Raw genomic sequence first — 15,127 nt, 5'->3', positions numbered from 1 at the left:
CCGTCTGGGACCCGGCCCGGTCGCGTCGGCCGGGTCACTCCGGCGGGCGGGCGGACCGGGTCAACCGCCAGTACTGGCGCTTGCCCTCGTCGCGGACCACCACGCCGTAGCGGCCGAGTTCCGCGCGTAGTTCCCGGGCCTCGTCGCGCCGGTCCCGGTCCACCGCCTCTTGCCGGGCCCGCAGCAGCGCGTCCGCGCCGGCCGGCAACCCGGGCAGGTCGGGCACCCAGCGCCGGTACTCGTCCCGGTGCGGGTCGGTATCCGACCAGGGCCAGCCGTGCTTGCGCAGCGCCTCGGCCAGCTGGTCGGTCGGCAGGTCGGACCGCTGCCGGGCCAGCTCACCGGCGTCCCCGTCGAGCAGCACCAGATCCCGGCCGTCGACGAACGCCGCCCGGGCCTGCGCTCGGGTGACCTCCTGCTCGGTGCCGCCCTGGCGCAGCCGTACCCGGGTGCCGTCCACGGTGACCTGTACCCGTTCGGCGGTGCCCATCGTGGCGATCACCAGCCCGGCCAGCGTGCCGAGGCCCACCCCGCCGCCCAGGGCGTACCCGTCGGGCAGGCCGTCGACCAGACGGAACAGCCCCTGCGCGGGCGCCCATGCCAGGCCGGCCACCCAGCCCGCCCCGGTCGCCAGCAACCCGCCCGCCACCGCACCGGCCACCGGGATTCCCGCCCAGAGCACCAGCAGCTCGCTGGCGCCGCCGCTGACCACGGTCGGCGTCCCGTACGCCGTCACGCCACCTCCCGACGCATCGTGCGGACCAACCCGGCGGCCAGCGGCAGGGCCAGCCACAGCAGCAACGACACCCCGAGCCGCCCCCACTGCCCGGCGGTCACCTCGGTGCCGAACAGCGGTTCCATGGTGCGCCCGGTGTCCAGCCACTCGGCGACCCGATGCAGCGGCCGGACCAGCTCACCCACGATCGACCAGGCGATCGGCAACACCAGGTAGGCCACGATCGCCAGCGGGGTGTGCAGGAGCAGCAGGCCGAATCCCGCCCCCATCAGCACGCTGGCCACCTGGAACACCACCGCGTGCAGGATCAGCGATCCCTCGATCCGCCAGCTGCCCGCGCCGCCGGTCGCGTCGGCGATCAGTGTTCCGACGGCGGCGAGGGCGAGGCTGGCCAGCACCGAGGCCAGCGCGGCCAGCACCACCGCGACGAGCTTGGCCGCGATCACCCGATACCGGCGGGGTACCAGCGCGAACGTGGTCAGCGCGGTGCGCTGTGACCACTCGCTGGTGATCGAGAGGATGCCCAGCACCGGCAGCAGCACCCCGACCGGCAACAGCGACGGGATGAAGAAGTTGGCGAAGGTCTGCTCGGCCTCGGGTGCGTACAACAGTTGCAGGGTGACGATGCCGGCGGCGACCAGCCCGATGGTGATCAGCAGCCAGCGGCCGGCCCGGGTGTCGAGGAGCTTGCGCAACTCGACGGCGCTGAGCCGGACCAGCGACGGGCGGCGCTCCGCCGCCCGGACAGTGGGGCCGGCGTGGCGGGCGAGGGTGGTGGTCATCGGACGGTCTCCTCGGTCGGCTGGGCGGTGGCACCGGTCGCGGTGGACCGGCTTGCGTCGGGCGGGGCGACCGTCGGGTGGCCGCCGGCCTCGGCGGTGAGGGTCAGGAACAGCTGCTCCAGACCGCCGGCGCTGGCCGGCCGCAGCTCGGTCAGGGCGACCCCGGCGGCTGCGGCGGCCAGCCCGACCGCCTCGCTGTCGGCACCGACCAGCAGCCCGTCGGTACCGTTGCTGACCGGCAGGCCGGCCTGTTCCAGCGCACCGCGCAACGCCAGCCGGTCCCGGGCGCGTACCAGCGTGCCGGTGCCGGCCAGCAGTTCGTCCTTGCCGCCCTGCGCCACGATCCGGCCGCCCCCGATCACCACCAGCCGGTCCGCGACCGCCTCCACCTCGCGGAGCAGGTGGGAGGAGAGCAGCACGGTGCCGCCCCGGTCGGCGAAGTCGCGCAGCAGGCCGCGCATCCAGAAGATCCCCTCCGGGTCCAGGCCGTTGGCCGGCTCGTCCAGCACCAGCACCTGAGGTTCGCCGAGCAGCGCGTGCGCCAGGCCGAGCCGCTGGCGCATTCCCAGGGAGTACGCCCGGACCCGGCGCCGGGCCGCGCTCTCGCCCAGGCCGACCCGGTCGAGCACCTCGCCCACCGCCCGCGAGTGGATCCCCATGGTGGCGGCGGCCACGGCCAGCGTCTCCCGGCCGGTCCGCCCGGCGTGCTGCGCGGAGGCGTCGAGGAGCACCCCGACGGTGCGACCCGGGTTCGGTAGCTGCTGGTACGGCCGCCCGGCGACGGTGGCGAAGCCGGAGGTCGGCGGGGTGAGCCCGCAGATCATCCGCATGGTGGTGGACTTGCCGGCCCCGTTGGGGCCCAGGAAGCCGGTCACCGTGCCCGGCTCGCAGTGGAACGAGACGTCATCGACGGCGGTGTGCCGTCCGTACCGTTTGGTGAGCTGCTCTACCGCGATCATGCCGGTCAGCCTGCCCGGGCCACCCGGCCGACCGCAGCGGCCGAGGGACTGCTGTCACGTCGACCAAGGTCGACACTCAGGTCTCGACTTTGGTAGCTGGTCCGGCCTCCGCCGGCTGCCTACCATTGCGCCTGTGAGCAGCGCCGTCGTCCCCGAGCATCCCGGGTTGCTGCCCGGTGCGCTCGACCCCACACGGCCCCGGCCCCGGCGTACCACCCGGGATTGGCTCGTCGACAGCCTCTGCTTTCTGATCTCGCTCTGCTGGGTGCTGATCGCCACGCTCGACGCCGCCTCGCCGGAGCCGACCTTCGCTGAGCGGTTGCCGCACGACTGGATGATCGCCGCGGACGCGTTGATCGGGCTGATCTGCGCGGTGGCGCTCTGGTTCCGTCGCCGCTGGCCGCTCGGGCTGGCCCTGGCCACGCTGCCGTTCTCCGCGTTCTCGATGGCCGCGGCCGCCCCGATACTGATCATCTACTTCACGCTCGTGGTGCATCGGCGCACGATGGTGGCCCTGGCGGTCACCGCGGCCGGGCTGGTCACCAACATGTTCTTCGCGCTGTTTCGTCCGGACCCCATCATCTCGTACTGGCCGGCCACCCTGTGGGGGGTGGTGATCACCCTGCTGGTGCTGGCCTGGGGGATGTTCGTGCGGGCCCGCCGGCAGTTGGTGTTGTCGCTGCGGGAGCGCGCCGAGCGGGCCGAGGCCGAGCAGCAGCTCCGGGTGACCCAGGCCCGGCAGCTGGAACGCACCCGCATCGCCCGGGAGATGCACGACGTACTGGCCCACCGGATATCGCTGCTCAGCCTGCACGCCGGTGCGCTGGAGTTCCGTCCCGACGCTCCGGCCGAAGAGGTGGCCCGCGCGGCCGGCGTGATCCGGGACAGCGCCCACGCCGCCCTACAGGATCTGCGCGAGGTGATCGGCGTGCTGCGGTCCGAGAGTTCGCTGACCGTTGACCCGGAACGTCCCCAACCCACCATCGCGGACCTGCCGTCACTGGTCGCCGAGTCCCGGGCGGCCGGGGTCCGGGTCGACCTGCGCGACGAGGTCTCCGCCGCCGACCGGCTGCCCGTCGCGGTGGGCCGGACCGCCTACCGGATCGTGCAGGAGGGGCTGACCAACGCCCGCAAGCACGCCCGTGGTGCCGCGGTTATGGTCGGGGTCAGCGGTGCGCCGGAGGGCGGGTTGACCGTGGAGATCCGTAACCGGTGGCCGGTGGGCGAGCCCGTCGGCGACGCCATCCCCGGCACCGGTACCGGGCTGGTCGGCATCGCCGAGCGGGTCAACCTTGCCGGTGGGCGGCTGGAACACGGCCGCGACGCGAGCGGCGACTTCCGCCTGGCCGCCTGGCTGCCGTGGCCGGCGACGTGACCGGCGGGCCGATGGGCGAGGACGCCCCGCCGAAGGTGACCGGCCCGCCGGCGCGCCCGGTCCGGATCCTGATCGTGGACGACGACGCCCTGGTACGCGCCGGGCTGTCGATGATCCTCGGCGGTACGCCCGAGGTGGAAGTCGTCGGGGAGGCGGCCGACGGCAGCGAGGTGCTGGCCGCGACCATGGCCTGCCGGCCCGACGTGGTGCTGATGGACATCCGGATGCCCCGGCTGGACGGGCTGGCCGCCACCGAGCTGCTGCGGGCGTTGCCCAGGCCGCCCGAGGTGCTCGTGCTGACCACCTTCGACGCCGACGAGCATGTGCTGCGGGCGCTGCGGGCCGGCGCGGGCGGTTTCCTGCTCAAGGACACGCCGCCAGCGGAGATCGTGCGGGCGGTGCGCCGGGTCGCGGCAGGGGAGGCCACCCTCTCCCCGACCGTCACCCGCACCCTGATCGCGCACGTCACCGCCGGTACCGCCGCCGATCCGCGCCGGGATCGGGCGCACCAGTTGCTCGCCGGGCTCACCGAACGGGAGCGGGCGGTGGCGGTGGCCCTCGGTCGAGGTCGCACCAACGCCGAGATCGCCGCGGAGCTGTTCATGAGCGTCGCCACCGTGAAGGCGTACGTCTCCCGGCTGTTGACCCGCCTGGACCTCAACAACCGGGTGCAGGTCGCGTTGCTCGTCCACGACGCCGGGCTGGTCTGAACGCACAGCAACGGGATGGGCGAAAAAGGGAGTTGAACCATCCCGCCACGGGGGCCGTACCAATGCGCGAGGTGCGGTGCTCAAGCGCATCGCCACCGGAGTTGCGGGAGGCCTGCCGTGCGAGTTGATGAGCAGTCGACGGACCCCATCGATCAGATTCTGGGTGATTTGCCGGTGCCGACGCCGCTGACCCCTGAGGACGTCCGACTGGCGGTCCGGGCGGTCGTGGTACACGCGGCGGAGGAGTGGCCCTCCGGGGCGCTGTGCCGCAACGACGGCGCCCGGTTCCCCTGCCGGCTGCACCGCTGGGGTCGACGGGTGCTGCTGAACCATGGGCTAAACGAGCGGCAGCTCGATGCGCTCATCCGGCACGGCAACCCGTTCGTGCACGTACCGTTCCCGTTCCTGGTGAACGGGCCCAACCCGGCGCGTCCGGCGGCGGCCCGTCCGCCAGCCGGCGAACGGACCACGCCCCACCCGGGCCGGGCTGGTGTTCTTCCGGGGCGAACCGCCGGGTATCCGCCACGCCAGGACCGTGCCGCCGGCTATCCGGCGCGCGGTCCGGTTCCCCGGGTGGCGGCTCCGGCGGTGCGGGCCGGCGTCCGGACCGCCGGCCCCGGCCGGCCGGTGGCACCCCCCGCCACCGCGCCGCGCTGGCCGCGGGCGAGTTGAGAGGGCTCGCCCGACGGCACTACGACGCCGGCCCGGGGCGCGGGTCATTCCCCGCCCTGCGCCCGGGCCGGCGTCGCGTAGCCCGGTGTGCGGCGGAAGCCCGGCAGGGATTCCGTGGTGGGGCGCCGAAACGTCGCATCCGACCACACCGAGGGTGATGTTCCCTGGCCGGGGCGGACCGGTAACGTCAGCGCGGGCGACGACGGGGAGGCGGCGTGGCGCGCGGTGGCATCTTCTGCGTCGAGGGTCAGTGGCATCGGGACCTCAATGAGCGGGGCTCCGTGCTGCCCACCCTCGAACTGCTCGAACGGTTGGGGCGGATCCGCTACATCCACAAGGACGCCGCCACCCGCGACGAGCTGTTCTACTTCATCGACCGCTGGCTGCTCAAGCAGTACGCCGACCACCGGTTGGGCTTCTTCGCCATGCACGGCGAACCGAACCGGCTGTGCCTGACCGACTGGCACTCGGTCGAACTCACCGAGGTGGCCGAGCGGATGGCCGGGCGCTGCGAGGGGCGGCGGCTCTACTTCGGCAGCTGCTCGGTGCTGCGCGCCCCCGAATCCGTGCTGCGTGACTTCCTTGCCGTCACCGGTGCGGCGTTGATCTGCGGGTTCACCCGCGAGGTGGACTGGGTCGAGTCGGCGGCGTTCGAGACCGTGCTGCTCGACGTGCTCGCCAACGGCCAGCGGCACAACGCCGCCGAGCTGCGGATGGGCTCGGCGCACTGGGCGCCGCTGGCGTCGTACCTCGGGTTCCGGGTCATCTACGCCAACGGACGGGCCTGGCGGCCGTCGGTGCGACCGCGGGTGCCCAGCCAGTCGTCGGCGGACCGGTCCGGCTGACCGTGCGGCTGCGCCGCCGATCCACGCGTGCGGCTGCGCCGCTGGCCGGGCTGGTAGAAACGAACGATGGCACGCACGATCGCACGTAACACCCGGGTCGACCGGGACGGCCTCATCGAGTTTCTCCGCCCCCGCCACCGGGTGCTGCTGATGACCACCCGCGCCGACGGTCGCCCGCAGTCCTCGCCGGTCGCCGCCGGGGTGGACGCCGCCGGCCGGCTGGTCGTCTCCACCTATCCGGAACGCGCCAAGGTCGCCAACATCCGCCGGGACCCCCGGGTGTCGGCGTGCGTGCTGTCCGACGACTGGAACGGCCCGTGGGTGCAGATCGACGGCACCGCCGAGGTGCTCGACCTGCCCGAGGCCCTCGAACCGCTGGTGGATTACTTCCGCAGCATCTCCGGTGAGCATCCGGACTGGGACGAGTACCGGCAGGCGATGTTCCGGCAGGGCAAGTCGCTGATCCGGGTCACCATCACCTCGTGGGGCCCGGTGGCCACCGGGGGCTTCCCGGCCCGGCTGGCCGACTGAGGTCGGCATCGCCACCGAGTTCGGTGGCGAATGAGCCGCGGGCGGGGTGCGGACGATCGCCCGCACCCCGCCCGACCGGTCAGGCCCGCGCCGTCGCGTAGGTGGCGCAGCCGATCAGTTCCATCGACACCTGGAGCCGCTCCAGGCTGATGTTCTTGGCGATGGTGTCCTCCGGGCTGTGGTACGGAGGCTCCAGCAGCGCCGGAGACTCCTCACCCCGCCAGGAGAAGTTCGCGCTGGCGATGCCGACCTCCTGGAACGACTGGTGGTCGCTGGCGCCGCGCTGGGTCACCGGGGAGATCTGCGGCTCGTAGCCGAGCCGGCGGGCCGCGCCGGTGACCTCGTCGGTGGCCCGGTTGCTCTGGCCGGTGAAGGAGAGCAGCCAGTACCGGGTCGCCGGGTCCCAGCTGGTGGCGACCATGTCGTTCTGGTAGACGGCGAGGATCCGGTCGCGCTCGGCCTGCGGCAGCTCGCGTACGTAGTAGCGCGAGCCGATCAGGCCCTGCTCCTCGGAGCCCCAGAGGCCGAACCGTACGGTGGCGTTGATCGGGATCGCCTTCAGCACCCGGGCCAGCTCCAGGCAGAGCACGGTGCCGGAGCCGTCGTCGTTGGCGCCCGGCGCGCCGATCACCGAGTCGTAGTGGGCGCTGACCATCACCACGGGGCCGTTCGGACCCGACCGGCCCTGCCGCTCGGCCAGCACGTTGTGCGAGGTCAGCCCGCGGTGCGCGGTGGTGGCGACGGTGAGGGTGAGCGGGCCGCCGGCCAGCAGGTCCCGCAGCCGGTGCTTCTGCGCCTGGGCCACCCCGACCACCGGGATCGACAGCGGCGAGCTGGCCGAACCGGGCAGGGTGGGGGAGAACGCCGACGCCCGGCGGGGTTCCACCAGGTCGGCCGGCAGGAAGACCACCGCGACCGCGCCAGCGGCCACGGCCCGTGCCGCCACCGCCTCACGCTGGGACGCGACGTAGTCCACCAGCACGATCTTGCCAGCGACGTCGGCGCTGAAGTCGGCGGCCGAGCCGGCGCGTACGTCGACCACCGAGGCGGTGACGCTGGTGTCCAGCGCCGCGTGGCCGCTCGCCCCGACCTGCCAGTTGAGGTCGGTCGGCAGCCCGGCCGGCGAGCTGAGCTGGGCGAGGAACTTGTCGGCCACCGGGAACGGCTGAAGGGTGGTGTCGTAGCCGAAGTGGTCGAGCTGGCTGGCGATGTAGTGCGCGGCCCGGCGCTCGGACTCGGTGCCGCCGATGCGCGGGCCGATGTCCTCCGAGAGCACCTTCAGGTGCTCCAGGGCGCGGCGGGGCGACAGCTGCGCGATGACCTTCCGGTCGTCCGGGGTGAGCGCTGGCGGCCGGTGCGCGCCCGGTCGCTGGTCGTCGGAGGCCCATGCGGGGGCGGGCAGCGCCACGGTGGCGGCACCGCCCAGGGCGACGGTCAGCATGCGCCGCCGATTGAGGATGCTGGATCCGATGGAGTTGGACGATTCGTGCGAGGGTGTCACGGAGTCGTCGAATGAAGACAAGACAGCGCCTCCTGATGTGAGGTCAGAACCGGGCGCAAGGGGGTGTGCGACCCGGGTCACAGCCGCTCGAATCTAACCCGCGAGCTGCCGTTCCTCAAGATCAGAGGATCAGTAGGCGACAGTGAAGCGCATATTCCGGAATTGTGGATTCTCGATTTCGTCGACCACCGCGACGGCGAGATCCTCGTAGCTGACCACGCTTCGGCCCTCGGCGTCGGTCACCGGGCGGTCGGTTCCGGTACGGTATCGCCCGGTACGTTCGCCCGGATGGAACTCCAGCGGCGGCGGCGAGACGTACGTCCAGCTCACCCCGTCGGCGCCGGACCGGTACAGCTCCAGCGCGTCCGCCTGGCCCAGCGCCGCGTCGCGGTACTCCTCCGGAAAGTCGGGTTCGTCCAGCAGTTGGCGCCCGGCTGGCGACAGCAGGGTGGCCCCGCCGCCGACGTGGATGATCCGCGGCGCGGCCGGCATCGCACGCAGCCCGTCGATCAGGGTGCGGGCCGCGTCGGGCCAGAGCGTACGATCGCCGCCGCCGATCGCCACCACCAGCGCGTCCGCATCCGGCGCCAACTCCCGTACGCTGCGTTCGCTGGTGGCGTCCCCGGTGACCACCCGGATCCCGGCCGGCAGGTACGACGTGGCCTCCGGTCGGCGCACCGCCGCCACCACCCGGTGCCCCCGGTCGAACGCCTCGACGGCGATCCGCGAGCCCGCGGTGCCGCCCGCCCCGAACACGACGATGTCGCTCACGATTCCAGGCTATGGAGCGGGCCGGGTCGCCGTCGGTGGAACGGCGATCCCGGTGCCGTACCCGTGGCTGCTCAGTCGACCAGCGCGGAGTAGACCAGCTGGCGCAGCTGGGGCCGGATCGGCCAGCTGCTCGACGGCATCAACTGGGTGAAGAACATGGCGGTGAGCTGCTCCGCCGGGTCGATCCAGAACGCGGTGCTGGCCACCCCGCCCCAGTAGTACTCGCCGACGCTGCTCGGTACCCGACTGGGGATCGGGTCGTCCACCACCGCGAAGCCGAGGCCGAAGCCGATTCCGTCCAGGGTCGTCTCGGCGAACCCGCCGGTGGACAGGGTGCCCAGGTCCTGCCCGCCGGGCAGGTGGTTGCGGGTCATGAAGCGCACCGTGCGGGGGGCGAGCAGGCGTACCCCGTCCAGTTCGCCGCCGCGCAGCAGCACCTGGGTGAAGCGGTGGTAGTCGGCGGCCGACGAGATCAGACCCCCGCCGCCGGAGAGCAGCGTCGGCTTCTCGTACGCCATCGCGCCGAGCGCGTCGTAACGTACCGCCCGGCCGGTCGCCGGGTCGGCCGCGTAGAGCGCGGCGAGTCGGGCGCCGTCGGCGCCGTCGACGTACCAGCGGGTGTCCTCCATGCCCAGCGGGCGCAGGATCCGCTCGGTGAGGAACGAGTCCAGGCTCTGCCCGGAAACCACCTCGATCAGCCGGCCGAGCACGTCGGTGGCGACCGAGTAGCCCCAGGCGGTGCCGGGCTGGAACAGCAGCGGCAGCTCACCGAAGACCCGGCAGGCTTCGGCGAGGTCGACGTCCGCCGGCGGGTACAGGTCGTAGCCGGCGGCCCGGTACAGGCCGTCGACCACCGAGGTCTGCATGAAGCCGTACGTCAGGCCGGCGGTGTGGGTGAGCAGGTGCCAGACCCGGATCGGCTCGATCGCCGGCACGGTGTACGGCTTGAGCGTCGAGCCCTTCGAGTAGACCCGCATGTCGGCGAACTCGGGCAGCCAGCGGCCGATCTCGTCGGTCAGCTCGAAGCGGCCCTCCTCCCAGAGGACCATCGCCGCCAGCGAGGTGATCGGCTTGGTCATCGAGTAGATCCGCCAGAGGGTGTCGGCCTGCACCGGGGCGCCGGCCTCACGGTCCCGTAGCCCGTACGTCGAGCAGTGCGCGACCTCGCCGCGGCGAGTGACCACCACCTGCCAACCGGGCAGCCGACCGTCGTCGACGTACCTGGCGAAGTGTTCGTCGATCCGGGCCAACCGCGCCGGGTCGAAGCCCACCTGTGCCGGGTCGATGCTACGTGCGATGCTCACCCGTCCGAACCTACCGGCCGGTACGCGCGCCGGGAAGGTCGCCTGTCGGTGTGGCTGGCTAACCTCCTGGAATGCCGGAGCCGATCGAGGACGTCACCTACCACGACGAGGACTGGTACGCCGAGGACCTGGCTGACCGCCATTTCGTCGGCTGCACCTTCCACCGGGTCGACCTGACCGAGGCGACCAGTCGAGGCGCCTCCTTCTCCGCGTGCACCTTCGGTGACGTGCGGTTCAACGTGTCCCGGCACACCGACTCGGCGTTCACCCGTTGCACGTTCATCCGGTGCAACCTGTTCGAGGCCGAGTTCACCGGTTGCAAGTTCGTCGGCAGCACGTTCGACCGCTGCGACCTGCGTCCACTGACCGTCACCGGCGGCGACTGGTCGTTCGTCACCCTCTCCGGGGCCGATCTGCGCGGCACCCGGTTCACCGGGGTACGGATGCGCGAGACCGACCTGGCCGGTGCCAACCTGACCGGGGCGACGGTGAGCGGAAGCGACCTGTCCGGCGTGCACTGGCGGGCTGCCCGACTGTCCGGTGCGGACCTTCGGGGCAGCGACCTGACCGGGCTCGATCCGGCAGTGGTGCAGCGCGCGGGCACCATCGTCGATGTCGTGCAGGCCATGGCCCTGGCCCAGGCGCTCGGCTTCGACGTGCGCGGCTGACGGCGGGACATGACGCTGCCGATCGACTGGCGCGAAGGGTGTCCGTAATGCCAATGTGAGTCGGCCCCGCGTCTGGGCCGAGCATGCCGGTGCGAGTCCGGTCCGGCAGAAGTGGAGAGTCGGTGGCCGAGAAACCCGCCGCACCGACCGCCGCGACGTCCCGCCCTGCCCGGGGGGTCCGCCGCGACGGAACTGCCCAGCACCGCTCGACGACCCATCGGCAGCCGTCCGGGCCGGAGGGTGCGACCCGGGCCGCCCGCCGGTTGGCGCGGACCCGCCGACGGCGCCGGTACGCGGTGGAGGCGGTGGCCGCCTTCGCTGGGCTGCTGGTCCTGGTCGCGTACGTGAACTGGTGGTCGGAACCGGGCCCGGAGGAGCCGGCGGAGCCCGACGGCCTGCCGGCGGTGGTCGGACGCCCCACCCTGCCCAGCCCGGTGCCCACCGCCGCCGCCGTGCCCGGGCTACAGCCCCGTGAGCGCTCACCGAGCCCGAGTCCGAGTCCCAGCGCGAGCCGGGCCTCCTCGGCGCCGGCGGCCGCGACGATGACCCTCGCGGTGAGCCGCGCGGACATTCCCGACACCGTGGACCTGACCGAGTCTGGCCGGCGCGACTGGGTGCACTGGGGGCTGGGCGGCGCCACGGCCACGGTACGCAAGCGCGACGGCTCCGCCGAGATCCGTGACCTGGGCGGCAGCGGCGAACGCAGCGGCTGGGACGGCAACCAGGAACTGCTCGGGTGGCGCGACGGCGTGCCGGTCAGGTCCGTCGACGCCACGCCCGACGGGGTCTACACCTGCGGCACGGACAACGGCTTCCAGTTGGCCATCGCCGCCGACGGTCAGCCGCGAACCGCCACCGTCTATCTCGGTGTGTGGATGGCTCGGGGCCGGCTGGACCTACGGTTGTCCGATGGTGGCCCGGGGCGTACGGTGCGGCTGGAGGAGCGGCACACCAGTCAGTCCGCCCAGGTCACCGTCCGCTTCCAGGCGCCGAAGGGAAGTCGCCTGGTGCTCTCCTGGACGGTGGAGGAGGCGTTCACCCCGCACTGTGGCAACGTCGGCCTCCAGGCGGTGGCGCTGCGCTGATCCGTCGTTGCCCGGCCGGGACAGTTTGTCCGTCGCGACGCCGCAGGCGGCTCGTAACGTCCTGCTGTCCGTGTTCCACCGTCCTGTGTGGAGGCCAGGCCGATGAACAGCAGCAGTACCCTCCGTCCGACCACGCCCACCGGCGAGCGGGCCGGGGCGGCGCTGCGGGAGATCCCGCTGCCGCCGTACGTGACCGCCGAGGACGCGCAGTTCGCCGTCCGGGCCGTCGTGGTGCACGCCCCCAGGAGGTGGTCCGGGGGGACGGTCTGCCGCAACGATGCCAGCCCGCACCCGTGCCGCCTGCACCGCTGGGGCACCCGGGTCCTGGCGCTGCGCGGCCTGCGGGCCGCCGACATCGCCGCGCTGATCGAACGCGGTGACCCGGCGGCTCCGCTGCCGCCCCGTACCCCCGCCTGAACGGCGGGCCCGGTGCCGCGGGCCCGCCTCGCAACGTGGCGGGCCGGGCGCGCGGCGGTGCACCGGGCCCACGGCGAGTCGGTGGCGGGCCTGCTGCGAGGCGGTGTGGCGGGCCTGGCGCAAACGGAGTGTGATACCCGATCGGGGGTCACTCATGCGTGCCAGTCAATGGAAGTTCGCCTATTTGACGGATGCCTCTGCGCCGGGCACCGTGGGCAGTGGAGGGGCTCTGAGCTGCCCCGATGCGACGGTGGTTGACTGCCGTCCGGCGGATGCCGGCAGTGGCCAGCCCTGGTCGTGGCCGTACGTCCGGCGTGCGGGCGGTGGTTCGATCCGCCCGCGAGGCGGCGCACCGTGCGCCCGTGCCGGAGCCGACCGAAAGCCCACGAGGAGTCCCGTCATGCTCACGATGACCGACAACGCCGTCCTGGTGATCCGTGACCTCGCCGCCCAGCAGGACGTCGCCGAGGGCGGTGGAGTCCGCATCGCCGCGGACACCCAGGCCGGATCGCTCACCGTCGAGCTGGTCGCCGCGCCCGTCGCGGGTGACCAGGTGGTCGACAGCCAAGGGGCGCGGATCTTCCTCGACCCCGACGCGGCCGACCTGCTCGGGGACGCCTCGGTCGACGCCTCCGTAGACGACGAGGGCATCGTGCAGTTCGGGTTCACCGAGAAGGAGTAGACCGCCGGTCAACCGACGCGGCGGGACTCCCCGCCGCGCGGTGCGCGGGAGCGTGGCGGAGGCGACGGCCCGGCCCGCCGGGCACCGCCCCGGGCCGGTCGGCGCAGCGCCTCCAGCACATGGGCGAAGTGGTGTGAGGTGCTCCACGCCAGGCAGTTGGTCATCGATCCGGCCCCGGCCACCCGTCGCGCCCGCCGGAAGATCTCATGGTCGCCCCAGGAGAAGTTCGCGCCGCCCGGCGGCCAGTGCGGCGCCGACACCAGGGCGCGACACAGGTCGGCCGTCCGCTCCTCGCCCCGCCCGCCCCGCCGCGACCAGCGGTAGATCCACCAGACCTCGTCGCCGGTGTAGCGGACGGTCGGCAACCGATCGCCGGGAAGCTCCACGCCCGGTGCCACCGGTGCCACGCCATAGTCGCCGAAGCCGACGCCGAGGTCGGCCAGCCGCTGCCAGAGCAGCCAGTCCCAGCGGTACAACCGCACCGGCTCATCGGTGGGCAGCCGGGACAACGCCGACGGCATGCCGCCGGCCACCACGCTCACCGAGCACCACGAGTGCCGGCGTGCCCAGGCCAACGCCCGGCGGGCCCGGGGCTCCGCCGCCCGTACGTCGGCGGGGCAGCCCAACTCCCCGCAGTCGACCAGCAGATCGCACTGTTCGGGGGTTAGCCGGGCGTACCGCCAGATCCGTTCCACGATCGCGGTGGTGGCGTCGGGTCCCGCCCGGTCCTGACCGATCCGCAGCCACACCACCGCCCGCCCGGTGTACGCCCTGGCCGCGACCCCGTGCGTCGCCAGCCGCCGATCGTCGTCCGTCAGGCAGATCACCGGCATCAGCGGCATGTCCCAGCGGGCCAACTCGGCATCGACCCCGTCGGGCAGGGCGCTGACGTCGACGGCCGGCACCAACCCGGCCGGTAGTCGACCGAGCAGGTCCACCACCGAGTCATCCACCATGGACAGTCGCAGGATCGGTGCGACCAGCGGGGCGTGGACGCCGTCGAGGTGACCGAGCGCCGCCAGCTCACCCCGCCGGGCGGCGAGCACGGGGCGGTAGACCGGTTCGGTCACCCGGCCTCCGCGGGCGTGCATCATAATTCAATGTAGCCAGCGGATTTCCCAGCTCACAGGGCAAACGGCGCGAAAATCCCCGGACCGGTGTCAACTGCCGGACTATCGTCACCCGGTGCCTGATCGACTGACCCGATACCGATCCGCCGACGAAGACAGCCTCCGCTGGCACGACTTCCCACTGCGTCCAGGCGACATCGTGATCAGCACCCGTTCCAAGAGTGGGACCACCTGGATGCAGATGATCTGCGCGCTGCTGGTGCTGCGTACCCCGGATCTGCCGGCACCGTTGAGCTTGCTCTCACCCTGGCTGGACTGGCTGGTCGAACCAGCCGGTCAGGTGTACGAGCGGCTGGCCGCCCAGCAGCACCGCCGCTTCATCAAGACCCACACACCACTGGACGGCGTACCGGCCGACCCGCTGGTGCACTACCTCGTGGTGGCCCGACATCCGCTGGACATGGCGGTCTCTCTGCACCACCAGAGCGCGAACCTCGACCGGGCCCGGCTGGCCGAACTCACCGGCCAGAGCGGGGTGCCGGAGCCGGAGCAGCGCCGACCGTCGATCGAGGAGGCGCTCGTACGCTGGATCGACGCGGATCCCGACCCGCGCGAGGAGTTGGACTCACTGCCCGGCGTGCTGTGGCACCTGCGCGACGCGTGGGCTCGACGCGAGCACCCAACGTCCACCTCGTCCACTACGACGACCTCGCCGCCGACCTGCCCGGGCAGATGCGTCGCCTCGCCGAACTGCTGGATCTCGACCCACCCGGTCCCGACCTGGTCGAGGCCGCCACCTTCGACCGGATGCGCGAGCACGCCGACCGGCTCGCCCCGGACCCGGCCGGGGTGTTGAAGGACCGCCGGGCCTTCTTCCGCAACGGTCGCTCCGGCCAGGGCAGTGCCCTGCTCGGTGCCGCCGGTCGGGCGCGTTACCAGGCCAGGGCTGCCGCGCTGGCGCCGCCCGACCTGCTCACCTGGTTGCATCGCGGTCGCTGACCGGGACGGCACCGACGCCG

17 protein-coding genes and 1 pseudogene are annotated in these 15,127 nt (G+C 72.8%); 11 read left to right on the top strand and 7 right to left on the bottom strand.

Annotation, left to right across the window (positions count from 1 at the left end; all coding sequences use genetic code 11):
* Positions 1-34: 34 nt before the first annotated feature.
* The 3 genes from E0H26_RS26195 to E0H26_RS26185 are packed head-to-tail and all read right to left on the bottom strand — an operon-like array spanning position 35 to position 2,477.
* On the bottom strand, positions 35-736 hold the full coding sequence (locus E0H26_RS26195; RefSeq protein ID WP_131308347.1) for a YqeB family protein: 702 nt from the start codon (positions 734-736) through the stop codon (positions 35-37).
* Positions 733-1,518 (bottom strand): ABC transporter permease, encoded by a 786-nt coding sequence (locus E0H26_RS26190; RefSeq protein WP_131308344.1) that lies wholly within the window; start codon positions 1,516-1,518, stop codon positions 733-735. Before E0H26_RS26190 ends, E0H26_RS26195 begins: the two co-directional genes overlap by 4 nt.
* Positions 1,515-2,477 (bottom strand): ABC transporter ATP-binding protein, encoded by a 963-nt coding sequence (locus tag E0H26_RS26185; protein WP_165521988.1) that lies wholly within the window; start codon positions 2,475-2,477, stop codon positions 1,515-1,517. The genes E0H26_RS26190 and E0H26_RS26185 overlap by 4 nt, the downstream gene beginning before the upstream one ends.
* 133 nt (positions 2,478-2,610) lie before the next feature.
* On the opposite strand from E0H26_RS26185, the gene E0H26_RS26180 reads away from it, so the two are divergent.
* The 5 genes from E0H26_RS26180 (at position 2,611) to E0H26_RS26160 (ending at position 6,610) form a co-directional block, all read left to right on the top strand.
* Positions 2,611-3,852 (top strand): sensor histidine kinase, encoded by a 1,242-nt coding sequence (locus E0H26_RS26180; RefSeq protein ID WP_131308341.1) that lies wholly within the window; start codon positions 2,611-2,613, stop codon positions 3,850-3,852.
* Positions 3,828-4,562, top strand: a complete 735-nt coding sequence (locus E0H26_RS26175; protein ID WP_131308456.1) for a response regulator — start codon at positions 3,828-3,830, stop codon at positions 4,560-4,562. Before E0H26_RS26180 ends, E0H26_RS26175 begins: the two co-directional genes overlap by 25 nt.
* Before the next feature lie 174 nt (positions 4,563-4,736).
* Positions 4,737-5,234 carry a hypothetical protein gene (locus E0H26_RS26170; RefSeq protein WP_240742386.1) on the top strand — a complete coding sequence of 166 codons (498 nt, stop codon included), beginning with the start codon at positions 4,737-4,739 and terminating at the stop codon, positions 5,232-5,234.
* A 215-nt stretch (positions 5,235-5,449) separates the two neighbouring features.
* On the top strand, positions 5,450-6,079 hold the full coding sequence (locus E0H26_RS26165; RefSeq protein ID WP_131308336.1) for a DUF6642 family protein: 630 nt from the start codon (positions 5,450-5,452) through the stop codon (positions 6,077-6,079).
* Between the two features lie 66 nt (positions 6,080-6,145).
* Positions 6,146-6,610, top strand: coding sequence for a PPOX class F420-dependent oxidoreductase (locus E0H26_RS26160; RefSeq protein WP_131308333.1), 465 nt, complete (start codon positions 6,146-6,148; stop codon positions 6,608-6,610).
* Between the two features lie 79 nt (positions 6,611-6,689).
* Here E0H26_RS26160 and E0H26_RS26155 read toward each other — a convergent pair whose 3' ends face one another.
* From E0H26_RS26155 to E0H26_RS26145, 3 genes are all read right to left on the bottom strand, one after another.
* Positions 6,690-8,051 carry a M28 family peptidase gene (locus E0H26_RS26155; protein WP_131308330.1) on the bottom strand — a complete coding sequence of 454 codons (1,362 nt, stop codon included), beginning with the start codon at positions 8,049-8,051 and terminating at the stop codon, positions 6,690-6,692.
* Positions 8,052-8,240: 189 nt separating this feature from the next.
* Complete coding sequence (locus E0H26_RS26150) at positions 8,241-8,882, bottom strand: NAD(P)-dependent oxidoreductase (RefSeq protein ID WP_131308327.1); 642 nt, start codon at positions 8,880-8,882, stop codon at positions 8,241-8,243.
* 71 nt (positions 8,883-8,953) lie between these two features.
* A complete protein-coding gene (locus E0H26_RS26145) occupies positions 8,954-10,186 on the bottom strand; it encodes a serine hydrolase domain-containing protein (RefSeq protein WP_131308324.1) in 1,233 nt (410 codons plus the stop codon).
* A 71-nt stretch (positions 10,187-10,257) separates the two neighbouring features.
* Here E0H26_RS26145 and E0H26_RS26140 point away from each other — a divergent pair, with 71 nt between their 5' ends.
* From E0H26_RS26140 to E0H26_RS26125, 4 genes are all read left to right on the top strand, one after another.
* Positions 10,258-10,854, top strand: a complete 597-nt coding sequence (locus tag E0H26_RS26140) for a pentapeptide repeat-containing protein (RefSeq protein WP_131308321.1) — start codon at positions 10,258-10,260, stop codon at positions 10,852-10,854.
* Between the two features lie 122 nt (positions 10,855-10,976).
* Entirely contained in the window at positions 10,977-11,939 is a 963-nt protein-coding gene (locus E0H26_RS26135) for a hypothetical protein (protein ID WP_240742385.1), read from the top strand.
* Between the two features lie 102 nt (positions 11,940-12,041).
* Positions 12,042-12,356, top strand: coding sequence for a hypothetical protein (locus E0H26_RS26130; RefSeq protein ID WP_131308318.1), 315 nt, complete (start codon positions 12,042-12,044; stop codon positions 12,354-12,356).
* Positions 12,357-12,756: 400 nt separating this feature from the next.
* A complete protein-coding gene (locus E0H26_RS26125; RefSeq protein WP_131308315.1) occupies positions 12,757-13,038 on the top strand; it encodes an adhesin in 282 nt (93 codons plus the stop codon).
* An 8-nt stretch (positions 13,039-13,046) separates the two neighbouring features.
* On the opposite strand, the gene E0H26_RS26120 is transcribed toward E0H26_RS26125, so the two are convergent.
* The gene (locus E0H26_RS26120) at positions 13,047-14,108 is read right to left on the bottom strand and encodes a beta family protein (protein WP_240742384.1); all 1,062 of its coding nucleotides are present in this window, start codon (positions 14,106-14,108) and stop codon (positions 13,047-13,049) included.
* Positions 14,109-14,343: 235 nt separating this feature from the next.
* On the opposite strand from E0H26_RS26120, the pseudogene E0H26_RS30370 reads away from it, so the two are divergent.
* Both E0H26_RS30370 and E0H26_RS30365 read left to right on the top strand, forming a co-directional pair.
* Positions 14,344-14,547: pseudogene (locus E0H26_RS30370) on the top strand (sulfotransferase domain-containing protein); the annotation flags it as partial.
* Positions 14,548-14,840: 293 nt separating this feature from the next.
* On the top strand, positions 14,841-15,107 hold the full coding sequence (locus E0H26_RS30365) for a hypothetical protein (protein ID WP_276320419.1): 267 nt from the start codon (positions 14,841-14,843) through the stop codon (positions 15,105-15,107).
* Positions 15,108-15,127 lie beyond the last annotated feature (20 nt).

Origin of the sequence: Micromonospora zingiberis, from assembly GCF_004331455.1 — a bacterium.
GTDB classification, from domain to species: domain Bacteria; phylum Actinomycetota; class Actinomycetes; order Mycobacteriales; family Micromonosporaceae; genus Micromonospora; species Micromonospora zingiberis.
Note: the sequence above shows the minus strand (reverse complement) of the source record. Positions and strands in the feature narration are given on the sequence as shown.

Excerpts from the sequence above, each read along its gene's own strand:
- E0H26_RS26190 (WP_131308344.1), bottom strand. The coding sequence starts at position 1,518 with ATGACCACCACCCTCGCCCGCCACGCCGGCCCCACTGTCCGGGCGGCG.
- E0H26_RS26185 (WP_165521988.1), bottom strand. The coding sequence starts at position 2,477 with ATGATCGCGGTAGAGCAGCTCACCAAACGGTACGGACGGCACACCGCC.
- E0H26_RS26160 (WP_131308333.1), top strand. The coding sequence starts at position 6,146 with ATGGCACGCACGATCGCACGTAACACCCGGGTCGACCGGGACGGCCTC.
- E0H26_RS26155 (WP_131308330.1), bottom strand. The coding sequence starts at position 8,051 with ATGCTGACCGTCGCCCTGGGCGGTGCCGCCACCGTGGCGCTGCCCGCC.
- E0H26_RS26140 (WP_131308321.1), top strand. The coding sequence starts at position 10,258 with ATGCCGGAGCCGATCGAGGACGTCACCTACCACGACGAGGACTGGTAC.
- E0H26_RS26130 (WP_131308318.1), top strand. The coding sequence starts at position 12,042 with ATGAACAGCAGCAGTACCCTCCGTCCGACCACGCCCACCGGCGAGCGG.
- E0H26_RS26125 (WP_131308315.1), top strand. The coding sequence starts at position 12,757 with ATGCTCACGATGACCGACAACGCCGTCCTGGTGATCCGTGACCTCGCC.
- E0H26_RS30365 (WP_276320419.1), top strand. The coding sequence starts at position 14,841 with ATGCGTCGCCTCGCCGAACTGCTGGATCTCGACCCACCCGGTCCCGAC.